General features: G+C 71.8%; 19 protein-coding genes. 1 reads left to right on the top strand and 18 read right to left on the bottom strand.

The features are described from left to right. Nucleotides 1–9 precede the first annotated feature (9 nt). The 13 genes from AQI88_RS36765 to AQI88_RS36705 form a co-directional block, all read right to left on the bottom strand. Nucleotides 10–207 carry a DUF6191 domain-containing protein gene (locus AQI88_RS36765; protein WP_067008392.1) on the bottom strand — a complete coding sequence of 66 codons (198 nt, stop codon included), beginning with the start codon at nucleotides 205–207 and terminating at the stop codon, nucleotides 10–12. Nucleotides 208–243: 36 nt separating this feature from the next. Then, nucleotides 244–3,324: a helix-turn-helix transcriptional regulator gene (locus AQI88_RS36760; protein ID WP_107118771.1), complete on the bottom strand. Its 3,081-nt coding sequence runs from the start codon at nucleotides 3,322–3,324 to the stop codon at nucleotides 244–246. A gap of 170 nt (nucleotides 3,325–3,494) precedes the next feature. Continuing rightward, complete coding sequence (locus AQI88_RS36755; protein ID WP_067008386.1) at nucleotides 3,495–3,686, bottom strand: hypothetical protein; 192 nt, start codon at nucleotides 3,684–3,686, stop codon at nucleotides 3,495–3,497. A gap of 200 nt (nucleotides 3,687–3,886) precedes the next feature. Continuing rightward, complete coding sequence (locus AQI88_RS36750; protein ID WP_067008383.1) at nucleotides 3,887–4,426, bottom strand: hypothetical protein; 540 nt, start codon at nucleotides 4,424–4,426, stop codon at nucleotides 3,887–3,889. A gap of 35 nt (nucleotides 4,427–4,461) precedes the next feature. Next, the gene (locus tag AQI88_RS36745; protein ID WP_067008380.1) at nucleotides 4,462–5,037 is read right to left on the bottom strand and encodes a GNAT family N-acetyltransferase; all 576 of its coding nucleotides are present in this window, start codon (nucleotides 5,035–5,037) and stop codon (nucleotides 4,462–4,464) included. Further along, nucleotides 5,015–7,246, bottom strand: coding sequence for an MMPL family transporter (locus AQI88_RS36740; protein ID WP_067008377.1), 2,232 nt, complete (start codon nucleotides 7,244–7,246; stop codon nucleotides 5,015–5,017). Before AQI88_RS36740 ends, AQI88_RS36745 begins: the two co-directional genes overlap by 23 nt. A 203-nt stretch (nucleotides 7,247–7,449) precedes the next feature. Further along, nucleotides 7,450–7,764, bottom strand: a complete 315-nt coding sequence (locus AQI88_RS36735) for a hypothetical protein (RefSeq protein WP_067008374.1) — start codon at nucleotides 7,762–7,764, stop codon at nucleotides 7,450–7,452. Nucleotides 7,765–7,918: 154 nt separating this feature from the next. Further along, nucleotides 7,919–9,433 carry an Asp-tRNA(Asn)/Glu-tRNA(Gln) amidotransferase subunit GatB gene (gene gatB / locus AQI88_RS36730; protein ID WP_067008370.1) on the bottom strand — a complete coding sequence of 505 codons (1,515 nt, stop codon included), beginning with the start codon at nucleotides 9,431–9,433 and terminating at the stop codon, nucleotides 7,919–7,921. A 16-nt stretch (nucleotides 9,434–9,449) separates the two neighbouring features. After that, the gene (locus tag AQI88_RS36725; RefSeq protein ID WP_067008367.1) at nucleotides 9,450–9,689 is read right to left on the bottom strand and encodes a hypothetical protein; all 240 of its coding nucleotides are present in this window, start codon (nucleotides 9,687–9,689) and stop codon (nucleotides 9,450–9,452) included. After that, the gene (gatA, locus tag AQI88_RS36720) at nucleotides 9,686–11,182 is read right to left on the bottom strand and encodes an Asp-tRNA(Asn)/Glu-tRNA(Gln) amidotransferase subunit GatA (protein WP_067008363.1); all 1,497 of its coding nucleotides are present in this window, start codon (nucleotides 11,180–11,182) and stop codon (nucleotides 9,686–9,688) included. The genes AQI88_RS36725 and gatA overlap by 4 nt, the downstream gene beginning before the upstream one ends. A gap of 2 nt (nucleotides 11,183–11,184) precedes the next feature. Further along, entirely contained in the window at nucleotides 11,185–11,481 is a 297-nt protein-coding gene (gene gatC, locus AQI88_RS36715; RefSeq protein ID WP_031117542.1) for an Asp-tRNA(Asn)/Glu-tRNA(Gln) amidotransferase subunit GatC, read from the bottom strand. A gap of 92 nt (nucleotides 11,482–11,573) precedes the next feature. Then, nucleotides 11,574–12,068 (bottom strand): cupin domain-containing protein, encoded by a 495-nt coding sequence (locus AQI88_RS36710; RefSeq protein ID WP_067008360.1) that lies wholly within the window; start codon nucleotides 12,066–12,068, stop codon nucleotides 11,574–11,576. Nucleotides 12,069–12,096: 28 nt separating this feature from the next. Next, nucleotides 12,097–12,468 (bottom strand): DUF4267 domain-containing protein, encoded by a 372-nt coding sequence (locus tag AQI88_RS36705; RefSeq protein ID WP_067008357.1) that lies wholly within the window; start codon nucleotides 12,466–12,468, stop codon nucleotides 12,097–12,099. Between the two features lie 87 nt (nucleotides 12,469–12,555). Here AQI88_RS36705 and AQI88_RS36700 point away from each other — a divergent pair, with 87 nt between their 5' ends. Continuing rightward, nucleotides 12,556–13,131, top strand: coding sequence for a TetR/AcrR family transcriptional regulator (locus tag AQI88_RS36700; protein ID WP_067008353.1), 576 nt, complete (start codon nucleotides 12,556–12,558; stop codon nucleotides 13,129–13,131). Between the two features lie 76 nt (nucleotides 13,132–13,207). Here AQI88_RS36700 and AQI88_RS36695 read toward each other — a convergent pair whose 3' ends face one another. The 5 genes from AQI88_RS36695 to AQI88_RS36675 all read right to left on the bottom strand — a co-directional run bounded on the left by AQI88_RS36695 (nucleotide 13,208) and on the right by AQI88_RS36675 (nucleotide 20,232). Then, on the bottom strand, nucleotides 13,208–15,448 hold the full coding sequence (locus AQI88_RS36695; RefSeq protein WP_067008350.1) for a putative bifunctional diguanylate cyclase/phosphodiesterase: 2,241 nt from the start codon (nucleotides 15,446–15,448) through the stop codon (nucleotides 13,208–13,210). 259 nt (nucleotides 15,449–15,707) lie between these two features. Beyond that, entirely contained in the window at nucleotides 15,708–17,903 is a 2,196-nt protein-coding gene (gene ligA, locus AQI88_RS36690) for an NAD-dependent DNA ligase LigA (RefSeq protein ID WP_067008347.1), read from the bottom strand. Nucleotides 17,904–17,918: 15 nt separating this feature from the next. After that, on the bottom strand, nucleotides 17,919–18,926 hold the full coding sequence (locus AQI88_RS36685) for a methionine synthase (RefSeq protein ID WP_079058040.1): 1,008 nt from the start codon (nucleotides 18,924–18,926) through the stop codon (nucleotides 17,919–17,921). Nucleotides 18,927–18,986: 60 nt separating this feature from the next. Further along, entirely contained in the window at nucleotides 18,987–19,676 is a 690-nt protein-coding gene (locus tag AQI88_RS36680; RefSeq protein WP_067008444.1) for an SDR family oxidoreductase, read from the bottom strand. Nucleotides 19,677–19,692: 16 nt separating this feature from the next. After that, a complete protein-coding gene (locus AQI88_RS36675; RefSeq protein ID WP_067008344.1) occupies nucleotides 19,693–20,232 on the bottom strand; it encodes an LOG family protein in 540 nt (179 codons plus the stop codon). Nucleotides 20,233–20,263: the final 31 nt, after the last annotated feature.

Here is a 20,263-nt window from a genome sequence, read left to right as displayed (position 1 = left end):
CCCCGTCGCTCAGTCGTCGTCCGTGGGTTCCGCTTCGGCGGGCGGCGGCTCGGGCAGGCGTACGACGACCTTTCCCGAGGCGAGGTCTATGGGCCCCCGGCCCGGGTCGGCGTCCCCGACGTCCTCCCGGGTCAGCTCCAGGCGGTTCTGCTCCTCCTGGGTGTGCCTGCGGCTCGGAGCGAACACTTCCCCGAAAGCGTCGAACACGGCTTCTCCCCCCTGCCGGTTTCCTCCAGCGTACGGTCAGCCCGCCGTCGGGGCGGTGAGCGGTTCGGCCGGAAACAGCCCCAGCCGATGCGCCACCGCCGCCGCCTCGCCCCTGCCCGAGACACCGAGCTTGGACAGGATGTTGGAGACATGGACGCTGGCCGTCTTCGGCGAGATGAACAGTTCCTCGGCTATCTGGCGGTTGGTGCGGCCGGCCGAGACCAGCCGCAGGACGTCCCGTTCCCGGCTGGTCAGGCCCAGGGCCTCGGCCGGGTCGGCGGGTATGAGGGCCTGGCGCGGGATGGGGGTCCCCCCGCGCGAGCGAAGCCGAGCGTGGGGGAGGGTGAGGGTCAGCCGGGCGCGCCGGGCGAGCCGGGCCACCGCGTCGGCGAGCGGGCGGGCGCCGAGGTGGTCGGCGACCGCCCCGGCCAGCCTCAGCAGTTCCACGGCCCGGTCGCGCTCGTCCTCACCGCCTTCGGTCAGCAGGGCCTGGGCGAGGCGGTGCCGGACACGGGCCAGGTCGTAGGGGCGGTCCAGACACTCGAAGGCGGTGACCACCTCCGACCAGGTGTCCGGGGTGTCCGTGCCCACGGCCCGGTGCAGTTCGGCGCGGATCCACCGCTCGTAGGCCCCCCACAGGGGCGCGCCGATGGTGAGCTTCCTGACCGTCTCGTGGAGGCGGTCGAGGATCCCGGCGCGGTCCGCCGCGGCGGCGGGCAGGGCGCGGGCGTCGGCCTCGGCGGTGGCGGCGGCCAGCAGCAGGGGCCAGGCGTAGCGGTGGGTGCCGGGCGGGAATCCGCTGTCCAGCGCCCTGGACAGTTCGGCGCGGGCGTCGTGGATCCGGCCCTCCGCGGCGGCGACGCCGATGGCGACGCGGGCCACGCGCAGCGACTGCTGGGGAGTGGGGTCGTGGGAGCCGTAGCGCGCGCCGGCGGTGGCCAGGTGACGGGCCGCGTCGGCGAGCTCGCCCCGGGCCAGTGCGAGGTGGGCGAGGCGCAGGGCGCCCGAGCCCTGGGGTTTGACGCTGTGGCGCGTCCGGAGCGCGTTCGCGGCGGCGTCGGCGGCCTCGTCCCACTGGCCGAGCGCGTACAGCGAGTCGGAGAAGTTGCCCCACACCCAGGCCTCGGTGTCCACCAGCCCGAACCTGCGGGTGAAGGCGATGCCTTCGCGCAGGAGGGGCACGGACTCCCGGGAGCGGCCGACCGCCTGCAGCGCGGACGGCAGGTTCACGAAGGCCCGGCCCGCCACGCCCCGCACGCCTTCCCGGAGCGCGTCCTCCTTGACGTGAAACATCTCCGCGAACCCGGACTCGGTGTCGCCCGCGTCGATCATGAGGCCGCCGAGGGTGAGACGGGCGTGCAGTTCGATCTCGCGGGCGCCCACCATCCGCGCATACTGCACGGCCCGCTCGGCGGCGGCGAACGCGTCGGGTCCGGGCTGGTGCAGCATGCGCCAGGAGGCGACGTGGGCCAGCACCTCGGCGTGCACTTCGGACGGCGGCAGCCCGCGGACGAGTTCCTGTGCGGTGGCCAGCTCCTGCCAGCCGTCACCGCGGGCCTGTGCCTGCACGAGATGGGAGCGCTGTACCCAGAACCAGGCGGCGCGCAGGGGATCGGGCTCGTCCTCCAGCAGTCGCAGCGCCCGCTTGATGATCTTCAGGGCGCGTTCGCGCTCCCCGCCGAAGCGGCCCGCGACCGACGCTTCCGCCATGAGGTCGAGATAGCGCAGCGGGGTGGTGGCCTGATCGCGGCCGCAGGAAGGGGGGACCTCGGTGCAGTCGAACGGGCGCAGGGCGCAGCGGACCTCCTCGGGGGCGGAGTCCCACAGCTCCATCGCCCGCTCCAGCAGCCGCAGTTGCTCGGAGTAGGCGTGCCGGCGGCGGGCCACGACGGAGGCGTCCAGGACGGCGGGCAGGGCCCGGGCTGCGTCGTGGGCGTGGTACCAGTAGCTGGCCAGGCGCATCATGTGGGCGTCGGCCGGGACGAGGGCGGGGTCGGCCTCCAGGGCCTCGGCGTAGCGGCGGTTGAGGCGGGAGCGTTCGCCGGGCAGCAGGTCGTCGGCGACGGCCTCGCGGACCAGGGCGTGCCGGAAGCGGTAGCCGTCGCCGTCCGGGGTCACGGTGAGGATGTTGGCGCCGACGGCGGCTCGCAGCGCCTCGATGAGGTCGTCCTCGGTGAGCCGGGCGACGGCGGCGATCAGCCGGTACTCGACGGTGGAGCCGCCCTCGGCGACGACCCGGGCGACCCGCTGGGCGCTCTCGGGCAGGGTCTCGACCCGGACCAGGAGCAGGTCGCGCAGGGAGTCGGTCAGGCCGGTGCAGCATCCCTCGCAGGCCGCGACGGCGAGTTCCTCCACGAAGAAGGCGTTGCCGTCGGAGCGTTCGAAGATGTCGTCGACCTGGGCCGGGTCGGGTTCGGCGGCGAGGATCCCGGCGATCTGACGGGCGACCTCCTCGCGGGTGAAACGGGCGAGTTCGAGGCGGCGGACGGTGCGCAGCCGGTCGAGCTCGGCGAGCAGGGGGCGCAGCGGGTGACGGCGGTGGATGTCGTCGGAGCGGTAGGTGGCGAGGACGAGGAGACGGCCGGTGCGCAGGGTGCGGAAGAGGTAGGCGAGGAGGTGACGGGTGGAGGCGTCGGCCCAGTGCAGGTCCTCCAGGACGAGCACGACCGGGTGCTCGGCGGCGACCCGCTCCAGCAGTCGTACGGTCAGCTCGAAGAGGCGGGCGATGCCCTGTTCGTCGTGGCGGCTGGAGGTGGCCTCCCCCAGCTCGGGCAGCAGCCGGGCCAGTTCCTCCTCCTGTCCTGCTCCGGCGGCGGCGAACTCCTCGGGCAGGGCGTCGCGCAGCGCACGCAGGGCGGTGGAGAAGGGGGCGAAGGGCAGCCCGTCGGCGCCGATCTCGACACAGCCGCCCACGGCGACGACGGCATCCCGGCGGCCGGCGGCGGTGGCGAACTCCTCGACGAGCCGGGTCTTGCCCACCCCGGCCTCACCGCCGAGCAGCAACGCCTGCGGCTCGCCCGCTTCGGCACGGGCGAGCGCGTCGCTCAGTGTGTCCAACTCGTCGGTGCGGCCGACGAACACGGGACTGACGGACCTAGTCTCCACGGGCCCGAGCATCGCACGAGGTCCGGAGGGCGGGGCAGCGGTTTTCCACAGCCGTGGTGCGATTGTCGTACCAGTAGGCGAACCCGCAGGCGAGAGGGCCGTACGACGCTCGTAGAGAGTCGTACGGCCCGGGGACGGAAGGCGGCCGACCCCCGTGCGGCCGCCTTCGCCCGGCCCCGCGCTCACGCGGTGCGCGGGAGCCGCTGCCGACGGGGGCGGTCGGTATGGGTCTCGGCACCCGAGGTGCTGTGCCGGGCGGCCTCCTCGCGGCGGGCGGTGCGCCGCGAACGCACGGCCTCGCGGGCCAGGCGCTCCTGGTCGGCCTCGCGGCGCAGCTCGGCGGTCCGCGTCCGGTGGAGTTCGAGCTCGAACATGGTGTGTGTCCTTCGGGAGAGGCGGTTTCGTGCTTCGCTTTCTGCGATGCCTCCACCTTCGTCTCCCAGGGGGGTACGCCACATCGGGAGAGTTCCGCATCTTCGGGCGGGCGGCGGGCCCCCGGCACACGTAAGGGGCCTTAGGGGCTCCGTAAGGTGCTCACGGATTCCCTAAGGCCCCCGGGGGACCTGCGGTTCCTTCAGCCGGTCGAGGGCAGGGCGAGCAGCGCGTCGGAGTACTTCAGGACGGCCAGGAGAAGGCCGATGACTCCGAGCGAGACGCCCGCCCACGCGACGGACTTGATCCAGGCGGCCTGCGGACGGCCGGGAGCGCCGAACGCGGGCCGGGCGAGCACGACCACGCCGGTGATCAGCGCGGCCAGCGCGAACAGCCCGGCCCACAGCGCGGTGGTGTGCCAGGCGTCGCCGTAGACCTCCTTGACCTGCTGGGCGACCCCCGCGTTGGACGAGGTCTGGAGCTGGCCGACGAGGGTCTCCCGGGCGGCCGCGACCGTGCCGATCCAGCCGCCGCTGAGCGAGACCAGGCCCAGCGCGGCGGAGACGACGGCAGCGGCGCCCTGGCCGACCCCGGAGGGAGTCTTCTCCTGAGGTGCTGCCCCGTTCGCCTCGGTCTCCTCGGTCGGTTGCCCGGCCGGTTGCGCACCCTCGGTCCCGGCCTCCGCCTCCTGCGGTGCGCGCTCGTCGTCGGTCTTGGTGACGTCGTCTGTCTTCGTTGCCATGCCCGGCACCGTACGGACGCTGTCTGAGAGGTCTCTTAATGATCGTTGTGAGGCCTACGCGCGCGTGCGGCACGCCATTCGGGGGCCAGCACCGCCCAGAGCTCGGTGTCCGAGCGCACGCCCCGGTGTGGATATCTCTCGCGCATGACGCCCTCGTGGGTCATGCCGAGGCGCCTGGCCACGTTGAGACTGCCCTCGTTGGCGGAGGAGGCGTACCACTCCACGCGGTGCATGCCGCGCTCCTCGAACGCCCACTCGAGCAGCACCCGCATGCCGCGTGTGACCAGGCCTCGCCCGGCCGCCGCCGGTTCCAGCCAGCAGCCGGCCTCGCAGACCCCGCTCGGCGTGTCCCAGACGCGGAACAGCAGCCCGCCGACCAGTTTCCCGTCCAGCCAGATCCCGTGCAGGCCGCCCGCGTCGGCGGCGCGCTTGTCGGCGTACGACCGGATCCAGGCGCGGGCGCCGTCCAGGTCGGCCACCACGTCCGGCAGCCCGATGTGCCGGCCGATGAACTCCCGTCCCCGGTCCATGTTGGCGAGCAGTTCCGCCGCGTGCCAGACCTCCAGAGGCCGCAGCTCGGCGCTGTCGTCACCCAGGGATATCGCGTACATCGTGCCGATGCTCCTTCCGCAGTTCCTCCATCGAGACCCTGCCGAGCCTCTCATGGGCGGCGCGGCACTCGGGCGGCTCGATGCTGATGCGCGGCAGCCGGCCCTCCAGCCAGGCGGGCAGCCACCAGTTGGCGGCGCCGAGCAGATGCATCAGGGCGGGCACCAGCAGGGTGCGCAGCACGAAGGCGTCGAGGGCGACGGCGGAGGCGAGCGCGATGCCGAACATGGCGATGACGCGGTCGCCGCTGAGGACGAAGGCGAGGAAGACCGAGATCATGATGACCGCGGCCGAGTTGATCACCCGGCTGGTCTCGGCGAGGCCGACGCGCACGGCCCGCCGGTTGTCGCCGGTCTCCAGCCACTCCTCGTACATCCGGCTGACCAGGAAGACCTGGTAGTCCATCGAGAGCCCGAAGAGGACCGAGACCATGATCACGGGCAGGAAGGGTTCGATGGGGCCCGCGCGGCCGAGGCCGAGCAGTTCGCTGCCCCAGCCCCACTGGAAGACGGCGACGACGATGCCGAAGGCGGCGGCGACCGCGGCGATGTTCATCGCGCCGGCCTTCAGCGGGATGCCGAGCGAGCGGAAGGCGACCAGCAGCAGGAGACAGCCGAGCCCGATGACCACGCCCACGAACAGCGGCAGTTTGCCGATGATCACGTCCGCGAAGTCGTCGTAGCTCGCCGTGACCCCGCCCACGTGCACGTCCAGGGAAGTGCCGGTCTCCGCACGCGGGAGCACCTGGCCGCGCAGCCGGTCGACGAGGTCGCTCGTCCGCTGCGACTGGGGCGCGGAGTCGGGGACGACGGTCAGGTACGCGGTGTCGCCGGCGGAGTCGTAGGTGACGGGGGTGACGGAGGCGACGCCCGGGGTGGCGCGCAGGGTGGTGTCGAGGCTGTCCAGGGCGAGCTTGTCGTCGCCGCCGTCGACGCGCGTCACCAGGGTCAGCGGGCCGTTCACTCCGGGCCCGAAGCCCTGCGCAAGGAGGTCGTAGGCCCCTCGTGTGGTGGACGAGCGGGGGTCGTTGCCCTGGTCGGAGGTGCCGAGGTGGAGGGAGAGCGTCGGCAGTGCGAGCACGGCGATGACGGCGACGGCGAGGGAGCCGAGCAGCTTGGGCCGGCGCTCCACGAACGCGGACCAGCGGGCGGCGAGACCGGTGGGCACCTCCGGCTGCGGCCCGTGCTCGGCGAGCCGGCGCCGCTCCCGGCGGCTGAGGGCGCGCGGTCCGATGCAGGCCAGCAGGGCGGGCAGCAGCGTGACGGAGGCCGCGACGGTGAGCACGACCGTCAACGAGGCCGCGACGGCGACGCCGTTGAGGAAGCCCAGGCGCAGGATCAGCATGCCCAGCAGGGCGATGCAGACGGTCGCACCCGCGAAGACGACCGCGCGTCCGGTGGTGGCCACGGCGTTCGCGGCGGCCTCGGTGACGCTCAGGCCGCGTTTCAGACCGCGCCGGTGCCGGGTCACGATGAAGAGCGCGTAGTCGATGCCGACGCCGAGCCCGATCAGCATGCCGAGCATGGGCGCGAAGTCGGCGACGGTCATGGCGTGTCCGAGCAGTCCGATGCCGGCGTACGCCGTGCCCACGCCGATCAGCGCGGTGGCGATCGGCAGCAGGGAGGCGGCGAGCGAGCCGAAGGCGAGGAACAGCACGACCGCGGCGACGACCACGCCGACCACCTCGGCGGTATGCCCCCGGGCGGACTGGGTGAGCCCGATGGCACTGCCGCCCAACTCCACCCTGAGGCCGTCCCGCTCGGCGGCCTTGGCAAGGCGTACGACAGCCTCGGCCTCGGACTTCTTGATGTCCTCGGCCTGCTGGGTGAAGGCGACGGCGGCGTAGGCCGTGTGGCCGTCGGCGCTGATCCGGTGGGCGCCGTGACGGCCGTACGGGCCGGCCACCGAGGCCACTCCCGGCAGGCCGGCGATGCGATGCAGGGTGCGGGTCATGGTCCGCTCGACGCCGGGCGCGCGGACGGTATCGGAGCCGGTGTGCCAGACGACGGTGTCGCTGTCACCGGCCAGGCCCGGGAAGCCCGACTTGAGCAGCTGGGCGGCGTGGCCCGATTCGGTGCCGGGGACCTCGTAGTCGTTCGAGTACGCCGGACCGGCCGCCGTGGCGGCCGCGGTGACCCCGCCGAAGGCGAGGAGCCACAGCAGGACGGCGACCAGGCGATGCCGGACACACCAACGGGCGAGGGCTGCCACGGACGTGCTCCCAGTGGACGATGTGTTGATCTTTGACCGGGAACGATCGTCCATCGACTGAACAGCCCGCAAAGAACGCATGAGCAATCGCAGGACACTCTCGCAGGCAAAAGTGATCGTTTGCCGCGTTCATAGGCTTATTCATAAGAGTGCGAGGTACGTCACAGGACAGTTCGGCGAACTCTGTCGTCCCGGCGGGCACTTCAGTCGAACTGGTCCCCGAGAGCCATGACCATCGTCCCGACGATCAACAGCCACAGCGCCCGGCGGGTACGGCCGCGGAAGCCGAGGAACGCGGCGAACGCGCACACGGCGGCGCCCAGGGCGTAGGCGGCGGGCACGAGGGCCGGCGCGGATCCGGTGAGCCGGAGGAGCGCGGCGGCGAGCCCGGCGAGGGTGAGCAGGGCTCCGCTGCCGGCGGCGGTCCAGCGGGCCCGGCGGGCGTCCGAGACGTCGTCCGTCGGCTCTTCCGCCTCGGTTATGACGGGTTCGGTGTCGGAATCGGTGCGTCCACTCATGGCAGGGCGAGCGTAGCGCGTCCGGCCGGGAAACCTGGGTGCGGGGCGGTGCCCTTGGCTGTTGTCCATGGTCGTTCGTGACCGGAACATCGCACGCCGCAGATACGGGTACGGCCCCGGAGGACGTGCCTCCGGGGCCGTGGTGAGCAGGGACTCAGCCCTCGCTCACGCCGAGCTTCTCCAGGATCAGCTCCTTGACGCGGGCCGCGTCGGCCTGACCCCGGGTCGCCTTCATGACCGCGCCGACCAGGGCGCCGGCCGCGGCCACCTTGCCGCCGCGGATCTTGTCCGCGATGCCCGGGTTGCCGGCGATGGCCTCGTCGACAGCCGTGCCAAGCGCCGAGTCGTCGGAGACGACCTTCAGGCCGCGCTTCTCGACGACCTCGTCCGGGGTGCCCTCGCCCGCGAGGACGCCCTCGATGACCTGGCGGGCCAGCTTGTCGTTCAGGTCGCCGGAAGCCACCAGATGCGCGACCCGGGCAACCTGCTCCGGCGTGATGGCCAGCTCGTCCAGCGTCTTGCCGGACTCGTTGGCGCTGCGTGCCAGTTCACCCATCCACCACTTGCGGGCCGAGGCCGCGTCGGCATCGGCGTCGATGGTGGCGACGATCAGGTCCAGGGCGCCGGCGTTGAGGATCGCCTGCATGTCGGTGGCCGAGATGCCCCACTCCGCGAGCAGGCGGGTGCGGCGGGCCAGCGGCATCTCCGGCAGCGCGGCGCGGATCTCCTCGACCCACTCGCGCGAGGGCGCCACGGGGACGAGGTCGGGCTCCGGGAAGTACCGGTAGTCCTCGGCCTCCTCCTTCACGCGGCCCGAGGTCGTGGACCCCGTGTCCTCGTGGAAGTGACGGGTCTCCTGGATGATCGTGCCGCCGCCGCCGAGCACGGCGGCGTGCCGCATGATCTCGAAGCGCGCCGCACGCTCCACGGAACGCAGCGAGTTGACGTTCTTCGTCTCGGAGCGCGTGCCGAACTTCTCGCTGCCCTTGGGCATCAGCGACAGGTTCACGTCGCAGCGCATCTGGCCCATCTCCATGCGGGCCTCGGAGACGTCCAGCGCCTTGATGAGCTCGCGCAGCTCACGGACGTACGCCTTCGCCACCTCGGGAGCACGCTCGCCGGCGCCGACGATCGGCTTGGTGACGATCTCGATGAGCGGGATACCCGCGCGGTTGTAGTCGAGCAGCGAGTGCTGCGCGCCATGGATACGGCCGGTCGCGCCGCCCACGTGGGTGGACTTGCCGGTGTCCTCCTCCATGTGGGCGCGCTCGATCTCCACGCGGAAGGTCTCGCCGTCCTCCAGCTGTACGTCGAGGTAGCCGTTGAAGGCGATCGGCTCGTCGTACTGGGAGGTCTGGAAGTTCTTCGGCATGTCCGGATAGAAGTAGTTCTTCCGGGCGAAGCGGCACCACTCGGCGATCTCGCAGTTCAGCGCGAGACCGATCTTGATCGCCGACTCGACGCCGGTCGCGTTGACGACCGGGAGCGAGCCGGGCAGGCCGAGGCAGGTCGGGCAGGTCTGGGTGTTCGGCTCGGCGCCGAGCGCCGTCGAACAGCCACAGAACATCTTGGTCTTGGTGCCGAGTTCGACATGGACCTCGAGGCCCATGACGGGGTCGTACGACGCCAGCGCGTCCTCGTACGACACCAGGTCGGTCGTGGTGGTCACGGTGAAAACTTCCCTCTCAGCCCAGCAGGACGTCGTCGTCGCCCAGCCGCTTCAGCTCGCGGTAGAGGATGGCGAGGCCGGTGACGATCGCGACGGCGGACACGGTGGCGTCGATCAGCCGCAGCGTGTCGTGCTCGGCGCGCGCCTTCTTGATCTGCTTGGCCACACCGATCGCGCCGAACGCGGTCCCGGCCATCGACAGGTACGTGCCGGACTTCGACTTCTTGAAGCCCTTGGCCTTGTTCAGTGCACTCACAGGGACGGAGCCTCCTCGAGCAGCGGGTGCCCCCACTTTTCCACGAAGGCGGCCTCGACGGCGGCGCCGACCTTGTACAGCCGGTCGTCCTTGAGCGCCGGGGCGATGATCTGCAGGCCGACCGGGAGGTTGTCCTCCGGGGCGAGACCGCAGGGCAGCGACATGGCCGCATTGCCCGCCAGGTTGGTCGGGATGGTGCACAGGTCGGCCAGGTACATCGCCATCGGGTCGTCCACGCGCTCGCCGATCGCGAACGCGGTGGTCGGGGTCGTCGGGGAGACGATCACGTCGACGTGCTCGAAGGCCTTCTCGAAGTCGCGCGTGATGAGCGTGCGGACCTTCTGCGCGGAGCCGTAGTAGGCGTCGTAGTAGCCGCTCGACAGGGCGTAGGTGCCGAGCATGATGCGGCGCTTGACCTCGGGGCCGAAGCCCGCCTCACGGGTGAGGGAGGTGACCTCCTCGGCCGAGTGGCTGCCGTCGTCGCCGGTCCGCAGGCCGTAGCGCAGGCCGTCGAAGCGGGCGAGGTTGGAGGAGCACTCGGAGGGGGCGATCAGGTAGTACGCCGACAGCGCGAGGTCGAAGGACGGGCAGTCCAGCTCGACGATCTCGGCGCCCAGCTCCTTGAGCAGTTCGACGGACTCGTCGAAGCGCTGCACGACGCCGGCCTGGTAGCCCTCGCCGCGGAACTGCTTGACCACGCCGACGCGCATGCCCTCGACGCTGCCGTTGCGCGCGGCCTCGACCACCGGCGGGACCGGGGCGTCGATGGAGGTGGAGTCGAGCGGGTCGTGCCCGGCGATGACCTCGTGCAGGAGGGCCGCGTCCAGAACCGTACGGGCGCAGGGGCCGCCCTGGTCGAGGGAGGACGAGAACGCCACCATGCCGAAGCGGGAGACCGCGCCGTACGTCGGCTTGACGCCGACCGTGCCGGTGACGGCGGCCGGCTGGCGGATGGAGCCGCCGGTGTCGGTACCGATGGCGAGCGGCGCCTGGAAGGAGGCCAGCGCGGCGGAGGAACCGCCACCCGATCCACCGGGGATCTTGGTGAGGTCCCAGGGGTTGCCGGTCGGGCCGTAGGCGCTGTTCTCGGTGGAGGACCCCATGGCGAACTCGTCCATGTTGGTCTTGCCGAGGATGACGACGTCGGCGGCCTTCAGCCGCTTGGTGAGCGTCGCGTCGTACGGCGGGATCCAGCCCTCGAGGATCTTCGAACCGACGGTCGTCGGCACGCCCTCGGTGGTGAAGATGTCCTTGAGCGCGAGCGGGACGCCGGCCAGCGGGCCGAGCTTCTCGCCGCGGGCCCGCTTCTCGTCCACGGCGCGGGCCTGCGCGAGCGCGCCCTCGCGGTCGACGTGCAGGAACGCGTGGACCTTCTCGTCCACGGCCTCGATGCGGGCGAGGTGGGCCTCGGTGACCTCGACCGCCGTCAGCTCGCCGGAGGCGATCTTCTCGGCGGTCTCGGCGGCCGTGAGCTTGATGATGCTGTCCGTCATGGTCAGTCCTCCCCCAGGATCTGCGGCACCTTGAAACGCTGCTGCTCCTGGGCCGGGGCGCCGGAGAGCGCCTGCTCGGGGGTGAGCGAGGGACGGACCTCGTCCGGCCGCATGACGTTCGTCAGCGGCAGCGGGTGAGAGGTCGGCGGTACGTCTTGGTCGGCGACCTCGCTGACGCGGGCGACCGCGCCGATGATGTCGTCGAGCTGGCCTGCGAAGTGGTCGAGTTCTTCGGGCTTCAGCTCCAGACGCGCCAGCCGGGCGAGGTGGGCGACCTCCTCGCGCGTGATGCCAGGCATGCAGCGATCCTCTGGGGTGAGTGTGTGTGGTTTGGCCCAATCCTATGGGTCGGGGCCCCGTGCCCGTGAAACGGTTTGCCGGGGCCCCGTCCTCAGCGGCGCCGGGCGTCCCACGCCTCGCTCTTCAGGAAGTGGTTGTCGTACAGCTCCTGCACCTCCAGCAGGCTCTCCGAAGTGGCCTCACCGAGGGCGATGCGCTGCAGATGGCGGAAGTACTCGAAGCGCTCGACGCCCGGCGTGAGGACGATGAGCAGGTCGGCGTCGGCGCCGGGTACGGCGGCGAAGGCGTGCGGCTTGCCGGGCGGGACGATGACGAGGTCACCGGGGCCGGCGGTCACGACGTCCTCGCCGGAGAGGATGTCGGCGGCGCCGTCGAGCAGGAAGAACATCTCGGCGGAGTTGTCGTGCCAGTGCGGCTTGGCGCCGTCGGCGCCCGCCGTGAGGGTGACGCGCTGGGTGGACAGCGCGCCGCCGGTCCGGCTGCTGTCGGCCAGCAGGCGCACGGTGGTGGGCGCGCGGCCGACGACTTCGGCCTCGGCCTCACGGACGATCACGGACTCGTCGAACTTCGGAACGAACAGCGACATGACTCTCCCCCTGTGAGTGATCGGGCGTTCAGACGGCGAACAGCAGACCCGCACTGATCAGTACAACGACCGCGGTGGCGAAGTGGATCCCGAAGGCGACGGCTTTCGTGCCGCCGTTGCGCAGGACTATCAGCGTGTCGCCGAGCGGGACAAGGGCCACGCAGACCATGAACCAGGCCTCGGCCTGCGCCCCGGCGAAGGCCAGCAGCGCCAGGCCCAGCAGACCGAAGGTGCCGTCCCTCAGGCCCTTGATCGTGAGGTAGGCGCCGGCGTCGCCGTCCGGCCGGGCGGGGACGCCGTAACCGGCGGCGGAGGAGGCGGGCCGGAACAGGAACCCGTAGCCCAGGAACACGCAGAACAGGTCGAGTACGACGGCCAGGGTGTACGCGGTGACGGTCACGTCTCTTCTCCTTGCTAGCAGCGCTAGGGACAAGAGCGAAGCTAGCAGAGCATCGACAGAATCGCTAGCGATGCTAGAATCAGGGTCATGACGATCCAGACGCGCCGGGAGCGCGAACGAGCGGAACGCGAGCGGCTGATCGTGACGGCCGCACGGGAACTGGCGGAGGCGGAGGGCTGGGACGCGGTGACCACACGCCGGCTGGCCGCCGAGATCGAGTACAGCCAGCCGGTCCTCTACAGCCACTTCAAGGGCAAGGACGCGATCATGGCGGCGGTCGCGGTGCAGGGCTGCGCGGACCTGGCGGCGGAGCTGCGGGCCGCGCGCACGGCGGCCGGGGGCATCCGGGAGTCGCTGGCGGCGGTGGCGCAGACGTACACGTCCTTCGCGCAGCGCAGGCCGGCCCTCTACGACGCGATGTTCACCCACCTGGTGGACCTGCCGTTCGCCACGGAGGAGGCACCGGCGCCCTTGTGGGACGCGTTCGGCGAACTGCTCCTGGCGGTGGAGCCGATCGCGGCGGAGGGCGACGACCCCGGCCTGCTGACGGAGACGTTCTGGGCCTGCCTGCACGGCCTGGCGACCCTGACGCGCAGCGGCCGGCTACCGGAGGGGGCGCATGAGAGCAGGTTGGCGCTGCTGGTCGGCCACTTCGCGGGCTGACCCGCAGCCGCCGACAGTGGTCGGCCCCCACAGGAGCCGTGCGGCCAAGCCGAGTTGGGCGGTCGGCCGGGAAGAACTATTCGGCGGCCGGCAGCGCAGCGCGCGGGCGTTGCCACCCACGGGACCCCCTCGCCCGCAGCCACGCCGTCGTCTCGTCCGGAGGCATCGCCGCGGCGACCAGCCACCCCTGCACCGCGTCACAGCCGAGGTCCCGCAGCCGCTCCCAGGTCTCGTCGTCCTCCACGCCCTCGGCGACGACCAGCAAGCCCAGCGAGTGTGCCAGGTCGACCGTGCAGCGCACGATCTCCGCGTCCTCGTTGTCCACGGCCAGCCGGGCCACGAAGGACCGGTCGATCTTCAGCTCGCTCACCGGCAGCCGGCGCAGATGCACCAGCGAGGAGTACCCGGTGCCGAAGTCGTCCAGGGACATCTTCACGCCGTGCCCGGTGAGCCCGGCGAGGGTGTCGGCGGCCCGCTGCGGATCCTCCAGCAGCACGTGCTCGGTTATCTCCAGCTGGAGGGCTCCCGCGGGGACTCCGTGCCGGGCCAGGCGCGCGGCGACCGAGCCCGCGAAGCCGGGCGTGTGGACATCGCGCGGGGAGACATTGACCGCCACCGGCACCCGCAGCCCCTGCGCCCGCCACCGGGCGACCTGCGCGAGTGCGGTCTCCAGCACGTACTCCGTCAGATGGGGCATCAGCCCCGAGGACTCGGCTATCGCTATGAACTCGTCCGGCGGCACCTTCCCGCGCTCGGGATGCACCCAGCGGACCAGCGCCTCGAGCCCGGCGACCTGTCCGTCGAAGCGGACCTTGGGCTGGTAGTGCAACTGCACCTCGTGCGCGTCCAGCGCCCGGCGCAGATCGCCCAGCAGGCCCAGCCGGTCCGGGGTGTTGGAGTCCCGCTTGGACTCGTAGACCTCGACGCCCGTACGGTCCCGCTTCGCCTGGTACATCGCCACGTCCGCCCGCCGCAGCAGCCCCTCGGCGTCCAGTGCGTGGTCGGGGAAGACGGCGACACCCGCGCTGGCCTCCAGGACGAGGGTGAGCCCGTCGAGGTCGAGCGGCGAGCTGAGGGCGGCGACGAGGCCGCGGGCGACCCGCGTGGCCGACGTGGTGGAGTCGGCGACGGGCAGTAAGACCGCGAACTCGTCACCGCCGAGCCGGGCGGCCTCCGCGCCGCGCGGCAGGGCGAGCCGGAGCCGGTCGGCTATCTGCAACAGCAGCCGGTCACCGGCGAGATGACCGAGGGTGTCGTTCACCGACCGGAAACGGTCGAGGTCGATCAGCATGAGGGCCGTACGCGCGCCTATCCGCTCGGCGTCGTCGAGGGCGGTCCAGATGCGCTCCAGCAGCCACTGCCGGTTGGGCAGTCCGGTCAACGGGTCGCGCAACTGCTCCTCGGCGCGGGCCCGGGCCATCCACAGGGTGGAGTCGAGGGCGATCAGCGGGATGGCGAACAGCGGCAGCAGGATCGGCTCTGCGTCGGCGACCACGCACACCAGCGGCGCGATGCCGAGCAGCGCGACGGCGACCAGGCCCTGTCTGACCAGTGCGGTGCGGGCGACGGTGGGCAGTCCCCCGCCGCGCGGGGCGTGCAGGTACCACAGCAGGCCGCGGCTCACCGCGAGGTAGGCGGCCGCGACGAGCACCACCTCGGGGAGCGCGGCGATGCTCCAGGTGTCCGGCCGCCAGGGCGCCTCGACGCTCGGTACGCGCCCGAAGGAGCCGAGCACCAGGGCGCCCACGCTGATCCCGAGGATGTCCACGGCGCCGTGCAGCACGCCCTGCCGCCAGCGGTGCCGCCTGGCTATGCCGACCAGGACGACGACGGTGAGGCTGACCATCCAGGCGGGCACCCAGCCGTACAGCAGCAGGACTGCCAGGGTGAGGGCGGCGCCGGAACCGGTGCCGCCCCACCAGCGGGCACGGCCGAGCATCACGAGGTGGCCGACGATGACGCCGGTGAGCAGGGCCAGCGACCAGCCGACCGTGCCGCCCGGGAAGAGTGCGTGATGGCCGGTGAAGGCGCGGTAGAAGCCCGCGCCCAGGGCGAATCCGGCGGCGGCCACGACGGCCGCGGGCAGCGCGGGCCAGGACACGTGCCGTTCGGAGTCGGCGCCGGACAGCGCGGGGGCGGGCTCGATGGCCAGCGGGATCGGGGTGTGTGCCTCGGTCGCGGGCCCCGGTCCGGCCGGGCGCGTCCGGGTGCCCGTGCGCTCGGCGCCCCGCCCGGTCCACCGGCTCCCCCGCCACGCGCCCGCACGGCGGCGCAGGCGCAGCCGTGCGTCCGGGGCGGCGCTCTCGGTCGGTTCCATTCCCGTCCCTCTCACAGCCGGCGGTGCCCACGCCACGCGGCCCGATGCCCGACAACCATCAGCGGCTCCGCGTTGAAGAAACCTTCCCCGTGCCCTCGGCGAGCAGGGGGATGCCCCAACCGCAGCTGGGCACGGCAGGCGCACACCTCAACAGTAGGCCGCAGAAGGCTTCCTCGGGCAGCGGTCGTCGACGGTTGCCCGAATGCGCCCGGGCCACCCGTATGCATCTGATATGCGCCGATCGGGTGGCCTTCAACCGCTACTCCCCGGTCGGAAGCGCGACTTCGGCCGCCGCTTCGGGGCCCTGCTCCAAGAGGACGCCGAAACCGTCCTCGTTCAGAACCGGAACCTTGAGCTGCATGGCCTTGTCGTACTTCGATCCCGGATTGTCACCCACGACGACGAACGAGGTCTTCTTGGAGACAGAACCGGTCACCTTCGCACCGCGGCTCTGCAGCGCCTCCTTGGCCCCGTCCCGGGTGAAGTTCTCCAGCGTGCCGGTGACGACGACGGTGAGACCCTCCAGCGGGCGCGGCCCCTGCTCCTCGCCGGACGACTGGTCCTCCAGCGGGACTCCGGCGGCCTTCCACTTTCGGATGATCTCGCGGTGCCAGTCCTCGGCGAACCACTCCTTGAGGGCGGCGGCGATGATGGGCCCCACGCCGTCGATGTCCGCCAGCTCCTCTTCGCTGGCCTGTTCGATGCGGTCGATCGAACGGAACTCACGTGCGAGGGCCTGCGCGGCCACCGGGCCGACGTGCCGGATGGACAGCCCGTTGAGGAACCGGGCGAGCGGCCGCTGCTGGGCCGCCGCGATGTTCTCCAGCAGCGCGAGGGTGTTCTTCTTCGGCTCGCCCTTCTGGTTGGCGAAGACCGTGACGACCTTCTCCTCGCCCGTCTTGGGGTCCCGCTTGGGCAGACCGCTGTCCGGGTCGAGGACGTAGGCCTTGATGGGCAGCAGCTTCTCCACCGTCAGGTCGAACAGGTCGCCCTCGTCCACCAGCGGCGGGTCGGCCGGCTCCAGCGGGCGGGTGAGCGCGGCGGCGGCCACCGCGCCGAAGTGCTCGATGTCCAGGCACTCGCGGCCCGCGAGGTAGGAGACGCGCTCGCGCAACTGGGCCGGGCAGGTACGCGCGTTGGGGCAGCGGAGGTCGATGTCGCCCTCCTTCATGGGCCGCAGGGCCGTGCCGCACTCCGGGCACTCGCCCGGCATCACGAACTCCCGCTCGCCGCCGTCGCGCAGGTCCACCACCGGGCCGAGGATCTCCGGGATGACGTCACCGGCCTTGCGGATGACCACGGTGTCGCCAATGAGCACGCCCTTGGCCTTGACGACCTCCTGGTTGTGCAGGGTGGCGAACTCGACCTCGCTGCCCGCGACCGTGACCGGCTCGACCTGCGCGTACGGCGTGACACGACCGGTGCGGCCGACGCCCACCTTGATGTCGATGAGCTTGGTGTTGACCTCTTCGGGCGCGTACTTGTAGGCGATCGCCCAGCGCGGGGCACGCGCGGTGGAGCCGAGGCGGCCCTGGAGCCGGATCTCGTCCAGCTTGACCACGACTCCGTCGATCTCGTGCTCCACGGAGTGGCGGTTCTCGCCGTAGTGGGCGATGAAGGCGCGGACGCCGTCGAGGTCGTCGACCACGCGGTTGTGCCGGGAGGTGGGCAGGCCCCAGGTCTTCAGCAGGTCGTAGGCCTGGGAGAGGCGGGTCATGCCCGTGAAGCCCTCCAGGGCGCCGATGCCGTGGACCACCATGTGCAGCGGGCGGGTGGCGGTGACCCGCGGGTCTTTCTGGCGCAGCGAACCGGCGGCGGCGTTACGGGGGTTGGCGAAGGGCTTGTCGCCGGCCGCGACCAGACGGGCGTTCAGCTCCTCGAACTTCTCCATCGGGAAGTAGACCTCGCCGCGGATCTCGACGAGGTCGGGGACGTCGTCGCCCTTCAGGCGGTCCGGGATCTCCGCGATCGTGCGGACGTTCGGGGTGATGTCCTCGCCGGTGCGGCCGTCGCCTCGCGTCGCCGCGCGCGTGAGGCGGCCGTGCTCGTAGGTGAGGTTGACGGCGAGGCCGTCGACCTTCAGCTCGCACAGGAAGTGGTACTCCTGCTCGCCCAGTTCCCTGGCGATGCGGTCGGCCCAGGCCGCCAGCTCGTCGTCGTTGAAGGTGTTGTCCAGCGACATCATCCGCTCGCGGTGTTCGACCGCCGTGAACTCCGTCTCGTACGACCCCGCGACCTTCTGGGTCGGCGAGTCCGGCGTGCGAAGCTCGGGATACTCCTCCTCCATCGCCTCCAGGGTCTTCAGGAGCTTGTCGAACTCCGCGTCGCTGATGACGGGAGCGTCCTTCACGTAGTACCGGAAGCGGTGCTCCTCGATCTGCTCAGCGAGCTGCGCGTGCTTTACCCGTGCCTCGGCGGGCACTGCCGTCTCCGCCTGCTGCTTGTCGCCGGCCACCGTGTTGTCCTCCCGTTACTCTGGGTTGTCCGCGAGGGATCTCGCCGCCCGGGCGCAGTGGGCGAGCACCTGGCGTGCGTAGGCGGGGGAAGCACCCGCGAGACCGCACGCCGGGGTGACCGTGACCGCCTCTGCGAGCAGCCCGGGACGCAGCCCCAGCCTGCGCCACAGCGCCCTGACACCCATGACGCTACCGGCAGGGTCTGACAATGGGCCGTCCGTGCCCGGCACGACACCGGCGAACAGCCGGGTACCGCCTTCCACGGCCTCGCCGATGATGTCGTCGTCACGCTCGGTGAGGAGCGAGAAGTCGAAGGAGACGGCGTCCGCGCCGACCCGGCGCAGCAGGGCGAACGGGACGTCGGGAGCACAGGAGTGGACGACGACGGGTCCCCCGCCGTGCACCCCGACGACGTCGCGCAGGGCGGCCTCGACGACCTGCCGGTCCACGGCCCGGTGCGTGCGGTAGCCGCTGGCGGTACGGACCTGTCCGCGCAGCACGGCGGTGAGGGAGGGCTCGTCGAGCTGGAGGACTAGCCGGGCGCCCGGGATGCGGCGGCGCACCTCGGCGAGGTGCTGGCGCAGGCCCTCGCCGAGCGAGCCGGCGAGGTCGCGGCAGGCGCCGGGGTCCGACAGGGCGGACTCACCGTTCCTCAGCTCCAGGGCGGCGGCCAGCGTCCACGGTCCGACCGCCTGCACCTTGAGGTCGCCCTCGTAGCCCTGCGTGAACTCCTCCAGGGCGTCGAGGTCCTCCCCCAGCCAGGACCGCGCCCGCTTGGTGTCCCGCCCCGGCCGGTCCCCGATCCGCCAGCCGCTGGGCTCCACGCGCGCGTACAGCTCGACCAGCAGTCCGGCGGTACGGCCGATCATGTCGGCGCCGGGGCCGCGGGCGGGGAGCTCGGGCAGATACGGAAATTCCTCGAAGCTGCCGGTGACCGTCTTGGCGGCTTCCCTCGCGTCCCCTCCGGGCATGGAGCCGACGCCGGTGGCTCCTGGGAACCTGAACTCGCTCTTCTCACTCACCCCGGCAGGGTATGCCGCCGCGCCGGCGGTCTCCGCCCCCTGAACCCCTGGCCGATACGCTCACCGCCCCGGCCGCACCGTCAGGTCGTTGACCTCCGCGTCCCTCGGGAGGTCCAGGGACATCAGGATCGTCGTGGCCACCGACTCGGGGTCGATCCACCGGCCCGGGTCGTAGTCCTTGCCCTCCTGCTGGTGGACCTTGGCCTGCATGGGGCTGGCCGTGCGGCCGGGGTAGACGGACGTGACGCGGACGCCGTTGCCGTGCTCCTCCTGGCGCAGGGAGTCGGCGAGGGCCTTCAGGCCGTGCTTGGAGGCGGCGTACGCGGACCAGCCGGCGTGGGCGTTGAGTCCGGCACCGGAGTTGACGAAGATCACATGGCCGCGGGCGGCACGGAGCTGGGGCAGGAAGTGCCGGGTCAGCTCGGCGGGGGCGATCAGGTTGACGTTGAGCTGGTGGCGCCAGGATTTCGGGGTCAGCTCGCCGATCTCGCCGAGGTCCACGACCCCGGCGATGTGGAGCAGCGAGTCGACCCGGTCCGGGAGCGTCTGGTGGGAGAAGGCCCAGGAGAGCTTGTCGGGGTCGGACAGATCGCCGACCAGGGTGCGCGCCCCGGGGAACTCGGCTGCCAGTTCCTTCGCGCGGGCCGCGTCGCGCGCGTGCAGGACGAGTTCGTCCCCGCGCGCGTGCAGACGGCGGGCGACGGCCGCGCCGATGCCGGAACCGGCCCCGGTGATCACATGTGTAGCCATGCCCGCCATGCTCGCATCAGCGGGTGCCGAGCGACGCCTCCAGGTAGTCCAGTGCGCCCACCGGCTCCTCGGCGAAGAACATCAGCTCGGACAGCGGGCGGGGCAGGAAGCCCTCGTCCTCCATGCGGCGGAACTGCTCCTGGAGGCCGTCGTAGAAGCCGGCCGTGTTCAGCAGCACCACCGGCTTGTCGGTGTGGCCGTGCTTCTTCAGCTCCAGGATCTCGGTGGCCTCGTCCAGCGTGCCGGTCCCGCCCACCATGATCACCACCGCGTCGGCCTTCTCCAGCAGCAGCTTCTTGCGTTCGGCGAGGTCGGCGGCGATGACCATCTCGTCGGCGCCGGGCCGCACCGTCGCCGACAGGAAGCCGACCGAGACGCCGAGCAGCCTGCCGCCCGCCTCCTGCACGCCGTCGGCGACGACCTTCATCAGTCCGACGTCGGAGCCGCCCCACACCAGGGTGTGCCCGCCCTTGCCGAGCAGTTTCGCGAACTCGCGCGCGGGGCGCGTGTACCGCTCGTCGAGTTCGGCCGCGGAGAGGAAGACGCAGATGTTCATGTGCCTTACCGTACTGGGGAAGAAGTCCGGG

Source organism: Streptomyces cellostaticus (assembly GCF_001513965.1).
GTDB lineage: Bacteria > Actinomycetota > Actinomycetes > Streptomycetales > Streptomycetaceae > Streptomyces > Streptomyces cellostaticus.
The sequence above is the reverse complement of the archived record's forward strand: the minus strand, read 5'-3'. Positions and strand labels throughout refer to the sequence as shown.